This window comes from Polaromonas sp. AET17H-212, from assembly GCF_002379085.1.
In the GTDB taxonomy this organism is placed as follows: Bacteria; Pseudomonadota; Gammaproteobacteria; order Burkholderiales; family Burkholderiaceae_C; genus Polaromonas.
Map to the genome: position 1 here is coordinate 264641 of NZ_NBZW01000001.1, position 15633 is coordinate 280273.

The window sequence follows — 15633 nt, forward strand, 5'->3', positions numbered from 1 at the left end:
TCAATTCATGGTTTTCGAAATGGCAGAGGACTACCCCACGCGCCGCAGGCAAAGGCTGTCCTGCGAGAATTCAACGACGCCCTGATGCAGGCCCCACCAGGCCACCCATTCAGCCGCCGGCGACGTCACCAGCACGGCCTGAAGGTTTCTCTCGGGCTTGAGCTTGCCGGTGAGCTCACCGGCCGACACCGCTGCGGCAAAAGCCGCGGAAGCCGGCACTTGCAAGCACACGCGGGTGGCATTGTCGAAGCGGTATTGCAACAGCAGGAATCCGTTCATCTCGCCGCGCTCGCTCTTGCCGTAATCCCAGGCGGCCACGTCCAGAACCAGCCAGTCGTTTCCGGCAAGGCGCGCCGTGCGACCACTGAGCGGCGGCAACGGCGGCTCGGCGGCCTCTCCAGCCCTGGTGTTGAATATCTCGAGCCGCAGGGTATTGCTCCCAGTCTGGACAATCCGCACACGGCTGCCCTCGTCCTTGCCTTCCTTGGCCCAAAGACCGGCGGCTGAGGCTGGCACGGTGATGCCGTAGCGCACGGCAGGCGCTTCACCGAACATTGGTGGCGGTGCACAAGCCGAGAGCACCAGAGCTACCCCAAGCAGCACCAGCACACGCCAGGTGGGTTGCGAGAGGCCGGTCATGGCCTGGCCTTCACGCCAACGACAAAGGTTCCCACGGTCACTTCCTCTTTTTTACCGGCCAGCCGCAGGATGATGTTTTCGTCTTTCTGGGCCGGTGTGCCGAAACCGGTGGACAGACGCAGCATCAGCGTGGTGGCGGGCGCCACGATCTGCTGGTTGTGACCGTAGAACTCCGCTTTGACCGTGTAGATGCCGGGCTTGGCATCGCGCAATACGAATTCCTCGGGTCCGTAGCCACCTGTGAAATCGTTCGACATGCGGCCGCCTTGGTAGGTCAGCTGGCGGCCGTAGTAGGCGCGCTCACCGTTGGGGTCGATCACCCACAGGTCGATGTCGGTATTGTCCGCATCCCAGGACAGCACCGCGCGCACATCAAGCGGCAAGTTGCGCAGAAGACGCGTGTCCATGGCGCTGGTGTCCAGCCCGGGCTGACCGGCGGCGGCAACACCCGCGTTGATCGCGTTGAGTTCGCCCAGGGCAATGAGCTCGATGTCGGGAAAACGGTTGTTCCACGGCCTGGCCACCACTTCCCAAAGCTGGTTGACGGCAGCCTGGGACTGGCCGTCTTCAGCCAGCGCCAGCCCCAAGTCGCGCAAGGACTGCGGCTCGTCCGGGCTCAGGACCAGCACTTTCTGCAGCACCGGCAGTGCCAGCTTCACCTGTCCGGCCTGCTTCAGGCGGTAGGCCAGGATACGCAGGATCTGGCGGTTCTCCAGGTTCATCTCCGCCAGATTGGATAACACCCGCAGACCCAGTGCGGTCTGGCCACGCTCCAGGAGAATGTCCGCAGCATCGAGGAAAAATGCCGTACTCGATAGGTAGGAGGGCCGTTCATCCAGGTACACCGCGTACATGTCCTCGACTCGGGCTTCACGCAGGCGCCTGGCGTAAGGCGCGTCGGGCAGCCATTTCTTGAGTTGAATGCTGGCCGAGACAGGCCCTGCTGCCGCAACCGCTGTCGGTGTAGGCGGCGCTGCCATGCGTGCGCTGACGGACGGCGCCGGCATCGCGGCAGGTGCGGGCACAGGCCGCGGTGCCATGGCCATGGGTGCGGGCGCCGAAGGCGTGGCCATGCCCGCACCAGGACCCCATGCCGGCGTGCCCGGCCTGGGCTTGGGCTGAGGCGGCTCGTCCTTGGGGAACGCTCTGTCCCACCAGGCCTGCTTGGACACAAAACGTGCAGCAATGCGGTCCAGATGCGTGGCGCGTTCATTCAGGTTGCGGTCCCGCTTCTGGGCAATCAGCCGTTCGTAGGCGGGACGCAGCGACTCCGGGGGCTCGATCTCGTAACGCGCATAGTCGGCAACGGCGTCGAGCACGATCAAGGAGGTTTCGGCAGTCAGCAGACCAAACCGTGTCCCGAGGCGGCGAATGGCGCTGCGGTTGCGCTCGCGGTCGGCTTCAAGCGCGGCCAGCTTCAGGGTGGCCCAGCGATATGCCGCCAACGGTATTTTTGCAGCCTCCGGGACAGAGGCCCCGGCCACGATGAAGCGGTGGTTTGCTCGTGTGCCGTCCGGGGCCTCCACCTCAAGCTCGACGTGGGCTGCCGGTCCCGTCAGGCGGCCGGCAATGACCAGGCGCCCGTTTTCCGGGTAAGCCCCGGCACTGACGAGATCCGTCGCGCCATTTGCACGCAGGCCGGCAAGACGGGTACGCGTTGTACGCAGCTCACGCACCGCATCCGGCGCGCTCACGCGCAGCAAGTCCACCAAGGTGCCGCCGGAAGCCTCTGCCGCGTGCCGCAGCAGCACGGCGTCAGCACTGATCGACGAGGACAGCGCATGCAGGGGCACGCCGCTGGCCGGCATGGCCAGGCCACCGAAATTTCCCAGCCCATCGGTAAACAGCAGGGCCTGCGTCGCCCCATCGGGCACAGCCATGGCGCCCATGTTGGTCGCGCCGTCATAAACGACTTTTTCGAGTTGCTCGCGCAAGCTACGCCAGTCGCCGCGTGTCACCTGAAACCGCTGTACGGGCTCAGCCACATCGCGTACCAGCAGCAATTGAACCGCCACGCTCTCCACGGCGCTGAAGTAACCGTCGAGCACGGCCAGTTCGCGCGCATGGTCGCGCGCCGCACCGGAACCCGATGCGTCCCAGACGATGGCCAGATTGGCTGGTGCCGGGCGTGGTTGCGACTTCAGCGCAACCGGCAGCTCCGCATAAAAATAGGTCGCGTCCCGGTAGGTCTGGGTGCTGACGAAGCTCTGGCTGGCCGCCGCTGGAACGGTGACCTGCAAAATCCGGCCACTCGTATACCCGATGCGTGTCAGCGTAACCACAGCAACGCCGTCGGCGCCACGTTGCACGGCAACGCGCTCACTGCCAAGGATTGCCTTGACAGCCGCGGGGTCGGCACCGGGAAAGCGCACGGCAGCGTCCAGCCGCTGGACACTCTGGCCAAATTGCAGCGGCAGCTGATAGTCCAGCACCCTTCGGCCAGCCCGGTCGCTGCGCATCAGCGTCTCGGAGATTTCCAGCACGACGCGGCGTGTTCCCCCGGCTGGCAAAGGATACACGCGCAGTTTGTAGTTGTTTCCGCCAGCGGCCTCCAGCAGGGCCGGGTCGACCCGCGTGCGGGTGACCTCTTCAAAGACCTGGCGGCCCTTGGCTTTTTCAACTGGGACGGCGGGACGCAGCGCGCCGTCAATGTCCAGTGCAAAGCCAGTGACGGCTTGCCCCGGACGCAGGGGAAACTGCAGTTCGCCTTCGAGCGCCCTGTCATTGGGATTGCGAAACTCCATCTCGATGCGCGTGCGCGCCGCCAATCCCACCACTTCTGCATCCACCTGCACGCGGGCGAGCTGGATGGCCAGGCGAGCCTCGGGTACCACCAGCAGCGGCACGGCGACAACGGGCCGGGATCGTGGATGCAGTGGCGGGGCATGAACTCCCTGGGACTGAGCACTCGCGGCGCCGCAAGAAAGCAATCCGGCGGCGACAAGCCTCAGGAAAATCCGCCAGCCGGATCCTGGACAACTAAGGATGGGAGCATATGCGTACATGGTTCAGCCTGTCGTAAAAATGGAAGGGTGCCGCGCGATGGCAGTCATCCTGCTGTCTGACGTCGTCCGAGGCGAGATGTCAGGCTTGCCCCGGGTGCGCGGCATGCTGTCGGACTGGTTACGCAAGGCTGCCAGGTTGTCACGGATAGCCTGCACAAGCGAGTCACTCTCGGCCGGATCCAGCTCTGCCAGCGCCAGCGCTTGTTCAAACATCCGGGCAGCAGCATCGAACTGGTTCGCGCGCTGAAGAGCCTGGGCCAGATTGTTGAGGGACATGGCCTGCTCATCATTGGGAGCCTGCCGCGCAAGATCAATACGCACCGCGCGCTGAAAAACCTCGAGCGCGCCCTGTGTCTGCCCATCCTTGAGCCGCCAGGCACCCAGCAGGTTGAGCAGATTCGATGCTGTTGCTCCGTTCCCGCGATGGGCAGCGGCCAGTACGGCGAGAGCCTCGTCCATCAGGTCCAGAGCTGCCGGCAAACCACCCTGGCGGCGAAGGAGATGAGCCTCGCGCGACAAGGCCAGCGCTGCGTCGTCGGGATGGCCGGGCGCGAGGCGGCGGTAGATGCCGCTGGATAGGTGCAGCATCCGCATCGCCTGCGCGGGCCGTCGCATCGCCATGGCGTGCTCACCTGCTTCCAGAAAGGCTTGTGCGACGCCCTTGTCGGCCAGGGCAGGCTCGGGAATCTCGCTGGCCAGGGCCGAAAACTGCTCAAGCAATGGGAGGCTTGATGCCTTGTCGACTGTCCGCAACTGCTGAAGCAGGGTTTGGGTCCGATGAAGATAACGCGCGTGAACCATCAATGACAGCGCTGCCTCGGGAGAGGCCACGGGTTGCAGCGAGAGCGTGGCCTGGGTCCAGTTGCAGCCGGGCGACTGCGCTGTGGCGCTTTCGCGCCAATTGACACGCAGCGTGCCACCTGAAAATCCCAGTTGCGCTTCACCAACTGGCTGTGTGGCGTCGAAAAAACGCACGGTATACGCGTCCCCGCCCTGAGCCGCGGACTGCAACATGGCAGGCTGCATGGCGCCCCAGGCAAACAGTGTTTCACCCCGCGCCGATCCGGTCCAGCGCACCATGTGCACAGGCAGCTGATAAGGGGGCATGCGCTGCATCGCGCAGGCCCTCCCCTGCTGCTCCCGTACCTCCATGGTGCCCTGCCAGACAGCTCCATTGGGCTCGGCCGCCACCACGCCCGCGGCAAACCAAAGGCCCAACAACGCTTTAGCGCGCACTGAAAACCAGTCGATTCAGGCCGACGTGCCTTGCGTCTGCCGGCAGAATAAGGGTGGGCAGGTTCTTCTGCAGCGCGTCCCACGTTGCGGGTGTAGCCTCAAAATCGACAATGGCCTCGCCCTGCCAGACGTACAGCCTTGGCTGCGCGCCCAGTTTCTCCAGAGCGGCAGCAAGTTGAAGTGCAGAGGCCACTGGCTTGTCGACGCGAACCGGCACCTGCGACACCGCACCCCGATAACGCGGCGGCTCTTCGTAAGCGAAGGCATAGGCCACATGCGGCAACTCCGGCTCCGGCAAGTGGAGCCTGACACCCGCGACGGCCAGCAGCAGGGCCGCGGCCACGGCCGGCAACCAGCGCAGGCGGCGCCATACAGGCCGGCCGAGCAACCCCTCCCGCTTCAACCGGAAACGCAGGCGTTGCAGTGCATGATCTTCGCTGGCCTGCAGGCCGTGCGTGCGGTCCAGCACTTCGCGTTCATGCGCAGAGCGGTGCGCCAGCACCTCGCGCAGCACCCGCACCTCAGCGGGCCCCTCGGGCGCTCCCTGGGCCGAGGGGTTGATGCCCCAGCGACCTGCAAGCTGCTCGACCCACTGGTCGATATCATCGTTTTCCCCGGGTAAAGCCATTTACATCTCGCGCAGGAAGTCTCGGCATGGCGCCAGGTGCTCGCGCAGCTTCTTGCGGCACTGCGACAGGAACTCGCGCGTGGCGCCCTCGGTACGGTTCAAGAAGGTGGCAATGTCGCGTACCGACCATTTGTGCAGGACCGCATGCTGCAGCGCCTGGGCCCGCTGGGGATGCGCCTGGGCAAACTCGGAGAATCCTCGATCAAAGCATTCCTGGAGGGCTTCAGCGCCAGCCGCATCCTGCTCCCCCGTTCCGCATTGCGTGGCAACCGTGCCCTCAATAACCTGCCATTGAGCGTCATCCATGGTGTCCTCCAGGCTGATCCTTCGCGTCTGGTCTATGTGCAGATTGGCTGCAATCTGGAACAGCCAGGACGACACACGCGCCTGATGCCGGAATCCACTCGCGCCGCGTACCATGCGGATGAAAACCTCCTGCACCAGCTCTTCTGCGACGTCAGCCCCAACGCCCCGGCGGATCAGAAAACCCATCAGCGGCCGCCGGTATTGCCGAAACAACGACTCCACGGCCTTGTCGGCCTGCGGCCCGCCATCGGCCACCAGGTCAAGCCAGAGCCTGTCCTGCCCGCTGGTGTCGGCGGTCATGACCAATGTCCCCGTGCGGAAATAAACAGGCGATGCCCAGATTGACGAAACATCACGCTAGCGGACCACTTGCCAGGAGAAAACCTGCATGCCGGTGCGGGCAGACACGGCGGCGGGACGTCCGCCCCGGGTGGCGTACTCAGCAAAACCCGCATCGCGGAACAGGGCGTTGCCGTCAGCCTCGTTTCCGCCACGCGTCACGGTTTCGCTCGGCAAGGAAGGCTGAGCGAGGTAGGAAAAATCAGCCCGCTCGCTTTGCTTTTCAGCCTCGACAGCAATCACGGCCAAGCGTTCCAGACCCAGTGTGTCATCATGGATTTCAAGTTCAAAACTGTCGGATGCCGCTGATTCCAGCCGGTTACTTGCTCCCAGGCCCCGCGGAAACATGGCAGTTATCCCGTAGCGGCTGTCCAGGTACAAGGCCGTCACGTCCACGGAAACACGGCCCGTGTTCTCCAGTGTGACAAGGAGTTTGTCACCGTCTTCCAGACGCGGAACCTGACCGGCGACATAAGCCGTCCGACGGCCCCCCTTGCTGGTGATCGCAACCGAAGTCTTGACCTGACCATTGGTGGGCGAGCTAGCCAGTGCCGATGCGATGCGCATCAGGTTGGCGGCACGTGAGGCAGCATGGAGCGCGCGGCCTATGGTTTGGGCGGCGTTGCCCGGCGAGGCTAAGGAGCCAAGCGTGATGCTCACCAGGCTGCGTTCCATCTGATCGTCGCAAGCCGCCTTCAGCGCCATGGGCCGCAATGTGCAGGCCTGCTGGCCGCCGAGCGTGGGTGGCATCAGCCAGAGCCGATCGCCGATCGCCGTGAGTCGCACATCGGCAGCCTGGCCCGGCGCCACCCATTGCACCTGCGCACCTGCAACGCCCTCACCCGGCTTGGCATTCCTCAGCCGCGTCAGGGGCGCGTCAAAGGCGCAAGGCCTGGTGCATTGCTGCAGGTCCACACCCACAGACAGGGAAAATTTCATGGCCTGCTGCACCAGCCGCCCCACGGTGCCGACCTTCAGCTCGGTGTCGGTTTTTTTCGGTATGCCGGCGTAGTCGACTGGTTCGATGCGTGCGGTGGCGAGCTCGGCTCTGGACACCTGCACGTAGCCGATCGCTTCGGATAATCCGGAGATTGGCGTTGGCAGGATGGCGAGCACGGCGCCCTCCTCCAGATCCGCCAATGCGCCTGCCCCGACCGTCAGCTCTTTCGCATCCGTCAGTTTCCACTGGCGTACCGTCGCTGCATCCTGTCCCATCACGGCACTGTCGAGGGCCGTGCCTGAGAACAGCGGTGTGACGCGTGTTTCGTTCATGCCGCCGTAACGCGTCAGGACATACTGCGACAACTGCCGGTAGCTCATGCCGGCGCCCCCTTCGAGCGCTTGCATCATCACGAAACTGAAGAGTCCATGCGAGGTCCGCTTCGGATGGCCTGCAGGCAGCCGCATTTCGGGGGTGGGCTCGGAGGTTTGTGCCGCATAAAAAAATGCTGATCCGCCACGGTTGGCCGCGACGCTGCCGGCGCCACTGCTGGGCGCAACGGCGGTGGCGGCGGTGGCGACGGTTCCCGCCGGTGCGCGAGGTGTGGCGCGGTCCATGGCGGTGGCCGGCACGCCCAGGTCCTGGGGCGACACCTGGCGCATTCGTACTTCCTCGCTACCTCCCGCAGAGCGCACCAACGTAGCCGAATGGCAGGAGTCGAAGATGCCCCACACAAAGGCACCGGTAGCCGTCATGCGGTCCACCGCAGCACGGATTTCATGGTCGAATATGGCATTCTGGACGGCACCACCCTTGCCCCCGGGCAGGTTCTGCCAGGCGCCGACGTCGCGTGGCAGGAAGATCTCAAAAAGGCCATCTGGCTCATCCCTGGCGAACGGACTGCCAGGACTGACCGGCTGCTGGCTTCCGTGCCCAGCCATGTGCAGGACGATGTAATCGTTGGGTTTTGCCGTGCTCGCGAGCCGGTCCAACTGGCCGAGGATGTTGGCCCGGGTGGGCAACTCTGCGCCTGGCACGCCATCTGCCAGTACCGCGATGTTCTGGGCGGGCACGCCGCGCTGCAACAGCACACCGCGCATGCGGGTCACGTCATTGCGCGGCCCCTCCAACTGCAGTTTGGCGTCCAGCCCAGGGTATCCCGAAACGCCAACCAGCAGGGCACGGTAGTTCAGATTGGCTGCGAGCGAGCAAGCGCTCATCAACAGGCAGCCTCCGGCAACCAACCATGGTTTCACGCGACGGTACTTCATGCAACACCCCTCACCCACAGTCAAAGCGGACGAATCCATCCCACGCGCGAAGCGCGCAGACCAACGGGTCCGCGCGTCCCCCGATCATTTCTCTCAGTTATGAACGATACGGTACACATTCGCCTCGCCGAGGTTGCGTACGCGGATAGTGAACGGGCCGGAGTAGCGCGGCGTCCAGCTGCAGATCATGGTGTCCGTTGCATCCGTGTCCTGGCAGATCCGGTTGCCATTTTCGTCATAGACATACAGGTCGAGGTCCGAGTCACCGTCACCCGAGACCACCACGCGTGCAGGTTCACCGCCACGGAAAGTGACGCGATAGCTGTCAACCGCGCGCGTATTGACCACCGTTCGCTTGGCGCCTGGGCCGTTTTCTGCGCCTCGGGTACCCGATTTCCCGATATCGTCCGCCAGTGCCACCAGATCTGCACGACCTGCAGCAAGCTCCCTACCGCGTGCCAGGACAGCATCTGCCGCCAGCTCATCAGGTTTGCTTTTTGCCTCACCAGACTTGCCACCCACACGCACGGCCTTCGACTCTGACGCGCCTGCCTGCTTCTTGATCTTGGCCGCTGTAATCAAGGCCAGCGGGTCCTTGTTCGCATAACCGTAACGCGCAAGCAAATCTGCAACCCTGATGGATTCGACGGCGGCGGCACTTTCCGACTTTTCGGAAGACACGGCCTTGCCACGATTGGCAGCTTTCTTTTCCTGCGCGTGCGCAAGGCTGACGGCGGAAGCGCCCATAAGCCCGGCGATCACAAACACGTGCAGACGATTTAATGGAAATGTCATGAAAACTCCTTGGGTTGGAAAATGGGTGTCGCCTGTTCTGACCTGTCGACGTCCATAGGACGCAGGGCCTGTCATATGTCAGGACACGACGACCGTGGCGTAGCAGGAAATGGCGTTTGTAGTCCGTCGGCGTGGTGCGAAGCCGGGGCAAAATGGCAGGAACGACTGGATGGCGCGCTTATTCATTCGAGTGATCGGGGGCAATCCAATTCGATCTGTCCATGTTCTACGTCCTCTTCAGTTTGCTTTGGCGTGAAGGATTTGCCCGATATCTTGAGCAGCCACGTCACAACGCAGCTCCAGCCGTCCAGTCCCGGAATCTGCAAGGCGAACCGCGCACCGTCGTACCTGCAACGCATGGTATTGAATTAAGAGTCGCTCTCCTATCACTCGTTTATGGGATGGTCGCCTTGACCTAAAGAGACTATCGCTGTGGGGCCGCACCACTGCGGCAACCAGCGGTGGCCCGTCAGTCAGCGAGTCGCGTCGCTTTTGCAACCTCGATTGCCTTACACGCATGCAAGGCTGGCAGGCTACCGCCTGCCGGGGATGCATTTGAAGGGGCAGCTGTGGTCACAGGAAGGTCACGCCAGACACGGGCGTTGAACTGCGCGCCAGACAGCGCGGAGCCGGAAAGAAAAAAGGGTCTGACCATGATGGTCAGACCCTTTGAATACTGGTGGGGCCTGCGGGGGTCGAACCCACGACAAACGGATTAAAAGTCCGCTGCTCTACCAACTGAGCTAAGGCCCCAAGGATTTCTCCCTGGTCTGTACTGCACGTGATGCAGAACAGCCTCAAATTATAGCGTCATTTTTTGGCTCTTTAAAAACTACTCAGCAATTTTGTTGAGCACCCAGCCCGCAGCGCACAAACCGAAGGCCGATGTCACGCTGACCACCGATCCGTACCCATGGCAATTGAGGCTGCCATCGCTCGCCGCATCGTCCTCGATAGCACAGGCGTCCAGCACAGCGTCAGCCCCCGTGGGCAGGGCTGCGGGCTGCGTCACCGCCTCGCGGCTGAACACGCAGGCCACACCGATCTTTCCCTTGCGCGCTGCGCCCTGCTCCTTGCGCAGGCGGTAACGCAGCTGCGCGAGCAGCGGGTCGTGCGTGACCAGCGACAGGTCCTCGATGTCGACCTTGTGCGCGTGGCGCTTGCCGCCGGCTGCGCCGACGCTGATGAAGTTGACCTTGTGGCGCATCGCCCAGGCAGCCATGGCGGTTTTGGCGCGGACCTGATCGCAGGCATCGATGACCGACACATGGCTGTGACCGTGTGCCTCCAGCCCGGCAATCGCCGGCCAGTTGGCGGCATCGACAAACTCTTCGATGCAATGCACCGCACATCCGGGATGGATGTGCGCAATGCGTTCGCGCATCGCCTGGACCTTGGCCTGCCCCAGTGTGATGTCGAGCGCGTGGATCTGGCGGTTGATGTTGGACTCGGCGATGTGGTCCAGGTCAATCAGCGTCAAGCTCGCCACGCCGCTGCGCGCCAGGGCTTCGGCGGCCCAGGAGCCCACGCCACCGAGGCCCACCACCACCACATGCGCCGCACGGATTTTTTTTGCGCCTGCCACACCATACAGACGCGCCAGCCCGCCGAAGCGCCGCTCCAGATCGGCAGGGAGTTCGGAAGGAATTTCAGCCACTAGTAATTTCCCGCCGGGCCGCCCCAAGGGAAATCAACCCCCTCGGGGGACAGTGCAGTACGCGCAGCGACAAACGTGGGGGCCATTAAACGCTGTGCTCCAGCCGCCAGATCTGGTATTTCAGGCCCGCCACGGCGCCGGCGATGATGGCCGTGACAGCGACGAAACTGGTGGCGCTCAGCGTCGAGATGCCGGACAAGCCCTGCCCGATGGTGCAACCCATGGCGGTCACCCCGCCCACCCCCATCAGCACGGCCCCGACCAGGTGATTGGCGGTGTCTTCGGTATTGCGAAAGCCTTCCCAGCGGAAGCTGCGTGACAGCAGGGAATACAGCGCCGAGCCAGCGACCACGCCAAACACAGACACAACGCCCAGCGTCAGCAGTTTGGTCTTGTCACTGAAAAATATCAGCCAATCGATGGTGTAGGCCATCGGAGCCACAAAACTCAGCGCCTCCATGCGGCCGGAATTGGTCGCCAAAAAAGTCTCCTCCAGCGTTTCCGGATGCTCCGCGACATAGGCCATGTGCCCGCTGAGCCACCACATGGCGGCAATCAGCAGGCCAATGCCAAGCCCGCCGAGCAGGTTGTCAAAACGGCGAAATCCCGAACCGGCCAACGCCCAGACAATCAGCCCGCCACCCAGCACGAGCGCCAGAACCAGCCCGGCGAGAGCGGGTGAGACACCCGCCATACCCGCAGCCCATGTGGGCAAGGCGGCATTGCCGGAGAAATCGATAGCGACGCGGTCCACCGTGCCCACGCGCAGCACCGCGGTAATGCCCTTGAGAGTGGCAAATGCGGCCACCGCCATGACCACAAATACCACCAGTGATTTGAGGTTGCCGCCGCCAATGCGTACCAGTGTCTTGCTGCCGCAGCCCGACGCCAGCACCATGCCAAAGCCGAACAGCAGGCCGCCGACCAGCGCGGAAAGCCAGACGAAACGGTTGGAGGCATACACGGCTTTGGCCGGGTCGATCAGTCCGGCTGCGGCAAGGCCGTAAAAGCCGATCATGGCCACGCCGATGGCCATGCCCCACACGCGCATGCGTGTCCAGTCCCCCATGTTGACGATGTCGCTGACGGCGCCCATGGTGCAGAAGTGGGTGCGCTGGACAACCGCGCCAAACAGCGCCGCCAGAATGAAGGCCGCCCAGAGAATCTGGGCGGTGAGTGTGTTGAGCTGGGAAATATCCATCCCCCGATTTTAGGGGCTGGGCACGAAGTGCGCTGTCCTGCCGCCTGCGAAGTCTCTACTTGAGCTTGGCCAGGCGTTCCTTGGCGACCGAAGCGGCTTCCGACTGCGGGTAGGCCTTGATCAGGTCTGCCAGCGTCTTTTGGGCCCCCTTGACGTCCTTGAGCTCGACCTGGCAGTTGGCCACGGCCAGCACGGCTTCCGGGGCACGCACATGCTCGGGGTCGGCGGCGACCAGCGCGCGGAAATTGACCAGGGCATCGCGGTAATTGCGCAGTGCGTACTGGGCATTGCCAAGCCAGAACAGCGCGGGCGCCTTGTAGCCGCTTTGCGGATAACGCTTGAGAAAATTGGTGAAGGCGGCCTGGGCCGGCGCAAACTCGCCCTTGCGCAGCACCGCCAGCGCGGCGTCGAACTCCTGCTTTTCTGCGGGGTCGGCCACGAACTCTCGGCCGTCAACGCTGACCTTGGACGGTTCAAACCGGCTGAGCCGGTCGTTCACACCCTGCGACAAGTCCTTTTGCATTCGCTGGACTTCGGCAAGTTCACGGCCAAACTGCTCGTCCTGCCCGCGCATTCTGGCCAGTTCACTGCGCAACTGGTCGATCTGGCCGGACAACTCGAGCAGGCTGCGACGCAGCTGGGCGGTTTCATCACCAGACTTGCGCAGCTCGGACGCTGATGCATCGAGCCGCTGGCGCAATTCAAGAATCGCCTTGCGCGCGTCATCATCCTCGAACAGCGCAGCATGGGCGTTAAACGCCATGGCGCAGGCCAGTGCGCACGCCACGGCCCCCAGCGAAGTCCGGAAGTTCTTCAAGGTCATGGCTTCGGCTTAACGGTAGTTGAATTCAGCGCGGCGATTTTTAGAGTAAGACTCTTCGTCCGTGCCCGCAGCGGCAGGTTTTTCCTCGCCGAAACTCACGGCCTCAATCTGCGCATCGGTGGCACCCAGCAGGCCCAGCGCGCGGCGCACGGCCTCGGCACGTTTCTGACCCAGCGCAAGGTTGTACTCGCGGCCGCCGCGCTCGTCGGTGTTGCCTTCAATCACCAGTTTTCGTGCCTTGTTGGCGCTGAGGAAACGCGCATGGGCTTCCACCGTCGCCTGAAATTCCGGCTTGATGACAAAGCTGTCGTAGTCGAAGTAGATCACGCGGGCTGCACCGGGCGGGCCGGCGAGCGAAGGATCGGTGGCGCCGATCTGAACCGGCGCAACAACGCGGCCGCTGACGCCCGCCGCATCGCCGGTTCCCGGTGCCGTGGTGACAGGAGTCCGGCTTTCGACAGGCACTTCATTGAGTTTGACGCCTGAGCTGCAGCCGACCAGTGCGGCGGTCAGGGTGATGATGGAGGCGAGTGAGATCAGGATGCGCTTCATGTGTGGATACTTTCCGTAAAAAAACAAAGGGGTTGGTGGAAGACGGGCGAGTTACCTCTGGAAAGGTCCCCAGTCCGGCTCACGGATGTCTCCGGCGGCGCCGGTCAGGCGGGCTTTGATCTTGCCGTCCAGGGTGGTGGTCAGCAGGGCTTCCCTGCCCTGTTGCTGGGTGGCATACACGATCAGCCGGCTGTTAGGCGCAAAACTCGGGCTTTCGTCGGCGCTGGTGTCGGTGATCGAGATGGCGGTTCCCTTGCCGAGATCCATCAGGTGCAGCTTGAAGGCGCCACCTATGCGTGAAATATAGGCCAGCCAGCGACCGTCCGGGCTCAACGCCGGCGATATGTTGTAACTCCCGGTAAAGGTGACGCGTTCGACGTTGCCGCCACCGGCGCCCATGCGATAGATCTGCGGCGAGCCGCCGCGGTCGCTCACGAAGTAGACGTATTTCCCGTCCGGCGAAAACGCCGGCTCGGTGTCGATGCTGGCCGATTGCGTCAGCCGGCGCGCCTCGCCGCCTGTTGCCGGAATGGCATACAGCTGCGAGCCGCCATCGCGGCTCAGCGTCGCGACCAGCTGGTTGCCGTTCGGCGCCCATGCCGGCGCGCTGTTGGAGCCGCGGAAGTTCGCCAGCAGGCGGCGTTTGCCCGAAGCCACGTCATGGGCATAAATCACCGGCTTGCGCGACTCGAACGACACGTAAGCCAGTTGCGCGCCGGTCGGCGACCACGCCGGGGAAATGATCGGTTCGGGACTGGTCAGTGCCGACTGCGCGCCTTCGCCGTCGGAGTCGGCCACCCACAGGTTGTAGCGCGGGCCGACCTTGGTCACATAGGCGATGCGTGTGGAAAAAATACCTTTCTCGCCGGTCAGTTTTTCATAGACAAAGTCGGCGATGCGGTGGGCCGACAGGCGCAGGTCGCCCTGCGGTATCACGTAGCTTTGCCCACCGAGGTCCTGTCCGCGCACCACATCCCACAGGCGGCAGCGTACGTCGAAGCGGCCATCGGCCAGACGTGTCACGCTGCCGGTCAGCAGCGAATCGGCGGCGCGCTGGCGCCACACCGACAGGTCGGGGCGGGAATTTTCATCCAGGTTCTGGCCGGCGGTATCGACCGCGCGGAACTGGCCGCTTCGCTCCAGGTCGGCCTGCACGATGGCGGCGATTTTCTGCGGCGACTGCGCATCGCCGCGAAAACCGGCAATGGCGATCGGCAGTTGGGTCAAGCCAACGCCCGACACCTCGACCCGGAACTGGGCCCAGGCGGGCTGTACCGCCAGGACGCCCAGGCTGCCGGTCAGGCCGGCGATGAAGCTGCGACGGCCTGCAGACAGGGATTGAATCGAGGATGGGTCAGGTTTTTTGGGGTGCATTTTTCTGGTTCAAACAATACAGGGTGAAGTACTTGCCGAAGGCGGCCTGGGCCTGCATGGCACACACGGCAAAACCCATGCTGCCGTCGAGGATGCCGAGGCGAAAGAAATAGCTTTTGATGAAAGCGGCCACGCCCGATATTACCGCCCTCGGCATGGAGCTGGACCGGCCGCGCGCATGCGCCTGCGTGGCCCAGGCCAGGCTGTATTGCTCCAGCTTGCGCCAGTAGTGGGCCGGCGTCGGGTAGCTGTAGTGCAACAGCTTGCCGTTCAGCCGTGACACAGCGCCGGAACTCAGGATCACGCGCTCATGCACCAGATCGTCGCTGAACCGGCCCTGGCCGCGCCGGAAAAGGCGCAGCACCGCGTCCGGCGTCCAGCCGCAGTGGTGAATCCACTGGCCGCAGAACTGGGTGAGGCGGGGAATTTCAAAGGCATCTGCCGCGCCATGGAGGACCGCCTGCTGGATCTCGGCGGCCAGCTCGGGCGTCACACGCTCGTCCGCATCGAGGGAAAGCACCCATTCCTGGGTGGCCAGGCCAAGGGCGAGGTTTTTTTGCGGACCGAAGCCGGGCCAGGCGGCCGTTTCAGTGACTTCCGCCCCGAAGGCTCTGGCAATGGCGCGCGTGTTGTCGGTGCTGGCGTTGTCAACCACGACCCACTGGTCGGCGAACCGAACGGACTCCAGGCATGCCTGCAAATTGGCCTCTTCGTTTTTCGTGATGATGATGACGGACAGGGTCATGGGCGCTCGGGTGTTGGTGAATGTCGCAAGCACAGCCGCCCTGATTTAACGCTCCGCAAACAAGCGGTTGATTGTGGGCGCTGCCAGCGGCGGTCTTTGTAGGAATTGGCCGCCAATTGTTC

13 protein-coding genes and 1 tRNA gene are annotated in these 15633 nt (G+C 63.6%); all 14 read right to left on the reverse strand.

Annotated features, from left to right (window positions below; translation table 11 throughout):
- Nucleotides 1–30 precede the first annotated feature (30 nt).
- The 14 genes from B7G53_RS01205 to B7G53_RS01270 all read right to left on the reverse strand — a co-directional run bounded on the left by B7G53_RS01205 (nucleotide 31) and on the right by B7G53_RS01270 (nucleotide 15511).
- A complete protein-coding gene (locus B7G53_RS01205) occupies nucleotides 31–639 on the reverse strand; it encodes a hypothetical protein (protein WP_141396267.1) in 609 nt (202 codons plus the stop codon).
- A complete protein-coding gene (locus B7G53_RS01210; protein WP_176491245.1) occupies nucleotides 636–3485 on the reverse strand; it encodes a VIT domain-containing protein in 2850 nt (949 codons plus the stop codon). Before B7G53_RS01210 ends, B7G53_RS01205 begins: the two co-directional genes overlap by 4 nt.
- 162 nt (nucleotides 3486–3647) lie before the next feature.
- Nucleotides 3648–4880 (reverse strand): tetratricopeptide repeat protein, encoded by a 1233-nt coding sequence (locus tag B7G53_RS01215; RefSeq protein ID WP_096662440.1) that lies wholly within the window; start codon nucleotides 4878–4880, stop codon nucleotides 3648–3650.
- Complete coding sequence (locus B7G53_RS01220) at nucleotides 4870–5508, reverse strand: hypothetical protein (protein WP_096662441.1); 639 nt, start codon at nucleotides 5506–5508, stop codon at nucleotides 4870–4872. Before B7G53_RS01220 ends, B7G53_RS01215 begins: the two co-directional genes overlap by 11 nt.
- On the reverse strand, nucleotides 5509–6114 hold the full coding sequence (locus B7G53_RS01225) for an RNA polymerase sigma factor (RefSeq protein ID WP_096662442.1): 606 nt from the start codon (nucleotides 6112–6114) through the stop codon (nucleotides 5509–5511).
- A 57-nt stretch (nucleotides 6115–6171) separates the two neighbouring features.
- Nucleotides 6172–8364: a caspase family protein gene (locus B7G53_RS01230; protein WP_176491246.1), complete on the reverse strand. Its 2193-nt coding sequence runs from the start codon at nucleotides 8362–8364 to the stop codon at nucleotides 6172–6174.
- A gap of 93 nt (nucleotides 8365–8457) precedes the next feature.
- Complete coding sequence (locus B7G53_RS01235) at nucleotides 8458–9159, reverse strand: hypothetical protein (protein ID WP_141396268.1); 702 nt, start codon at nucleotides 9157–9159, stop codon at nucleotides 8458–8460.
- A 677-nt stretch (nucleotides 9160–9836) separates the two neighbouring features.
- A tRNA-Lys gene (locus B7G53_RS01240) sits at nucleotides 9837–9912 on the reverse strand.
- Between the two features lie 79 nt (nucleotides 9913–9991).
- Complete coding sequence (locus tag B7G53_RS01245) at nucleotides 9992–10816, reverse strand: tRNA threonylcarbamoyladenosine dehydratase (protein WP_096662445.1); 825 nt, start codon at nucleotides 10814–10816, stop codon at nucleotides 9992–9994.
- 85 nt (nucleotides 10817–10901) lie between these two features.
- Complete coding sequence (locus B7G53_RS01250; protein WP_096662446.1) at nucleotides 10902–12017, reverse strand: YeeE/YedE family protein; 1116 nt, start codon at nucleotides 12015–12017, stop codon at nucleotides 10902–10904.
- Nucleotides 12018–12072: 55 nt separating this feature from the next.
- The gene (gene ybgF, locus B7G53_RS01255) at nucleotides 12073–12840 is read right to left on the reverse strand and encodes a tol-pal system protein YbgF (RefSeq protein ID WP_096662447.1); all 768 of its coding nucleotides are present in this window, start codon (nucleotides 12838–12840) and stop codon (nucleotides 12073–12075) included.
- 9 nt (nucleotides 12841–12849) lie between these two features.
- Entirely contained in the window at nucleotides 12850–13392 is a 543-nt protein-coding gene (gene pal, locus B7G53_RS01260) for a peptidoglycan-associated lipoprotein Pal (RefSeq protein WP_096662448.1), read from the reverse strand.
- Nucleotides 13393–13443: 51 nt separating this feature from the next.
- On the reverse strand, nucleotides 13444–14766 hold the full coding sequence (gene tolB, locus B7G53_RS01265) for a Tol-Pal system beta propeller repeat protein TolB (RefSeq protein WP_096662449.1): 1323 nt from the start codon (nucleotides 14764–14766) through the stop codon (nucleotides 13444–13446).
- Nucleotides 14747–15511, reverse strand: coding sequence for a glycosyltransferase family 2 protein (locus tag B7G53_RS01270; RefSeq protein ID WP_096662450.1), 765 nt, complete (start codon nucleotides 15509–15511; stop codon nucleotides 14747–14749). Before B7G53_RS01270 ends, tolB begins: the two co-directional genes overlap by 20 nt.
- Nucleotides 15512–15633 lie beyond the last annotated feature (122 nt).

Coding starts and splice junctions, on each gene's coding strand:
- B7G53_RS01205 (WP_141396267.1), bottom strand. CDS start 639: ATGACCGGCCTCTCGCAACCCACCTGGCGTGTGCTGGTGCTGCTTGGG.
- B7G53_RS01220 (WP_096662441.1), bottom strand. CDS start 5,508: ATGGCTTTACCCGGGGAAAACGATGATATCGACCAGTGGGTCGAGCAG.
- B7G53_RS01225 (WP_096662442.1), bottom strand. CDS start 6,114: ATGACCGCCGACACCAGCGGGCAGGACAGGCTCTGGCTTGACCTGGTG.
- B7G53_RS01230 (WP_176491246.1), bottom strand. CDS start 8,364: ATGAAGTACCGTCGCGTGAAACCATGGTTGGTTGCCGGAGGCTGCCTG.
- B7G53_RS01235 (WP_141396268.1), bottom strand. CDS start 9,159: ATGACATTTCCATTAAATCGTCTGCACGTGTTTGTGATCGCCGGGCTT.
- B7G53_RS01250 (WP_096662446.1), bottom strand. CDS start 12,017: ATGGATATTTCCCAGCTCAACACACTCACCGCCCAGATTCTCTGGGCG.
- ybgF (WP_096662447.1), bottom strand. CDS start 12,840: ATGACCTTGAAGAACTTCCGGACTTCGCTGGGGGCCGTGGCGTGCGCA.
- pal (WP_096662448.1), bottom strand. CDS start 13,392: ATGAAGCGCATCCTGATCTCACTCGCCTCCATCATCACCCTGACCGCC.
- tolB (WP_096662449.1), bottom strand. CDS start 14,766: ATGCACCCCAAAAAACCTGACCCATCCTCGATTCAATCCCTGTCTGCA.
- B7G53_RS01270 (WP_096662450.1), bottom strand. CDS start 15,511: ATGACCCTGTCCGTCATCATCATCACGAAAAACGAAGAGGCCAATTTG.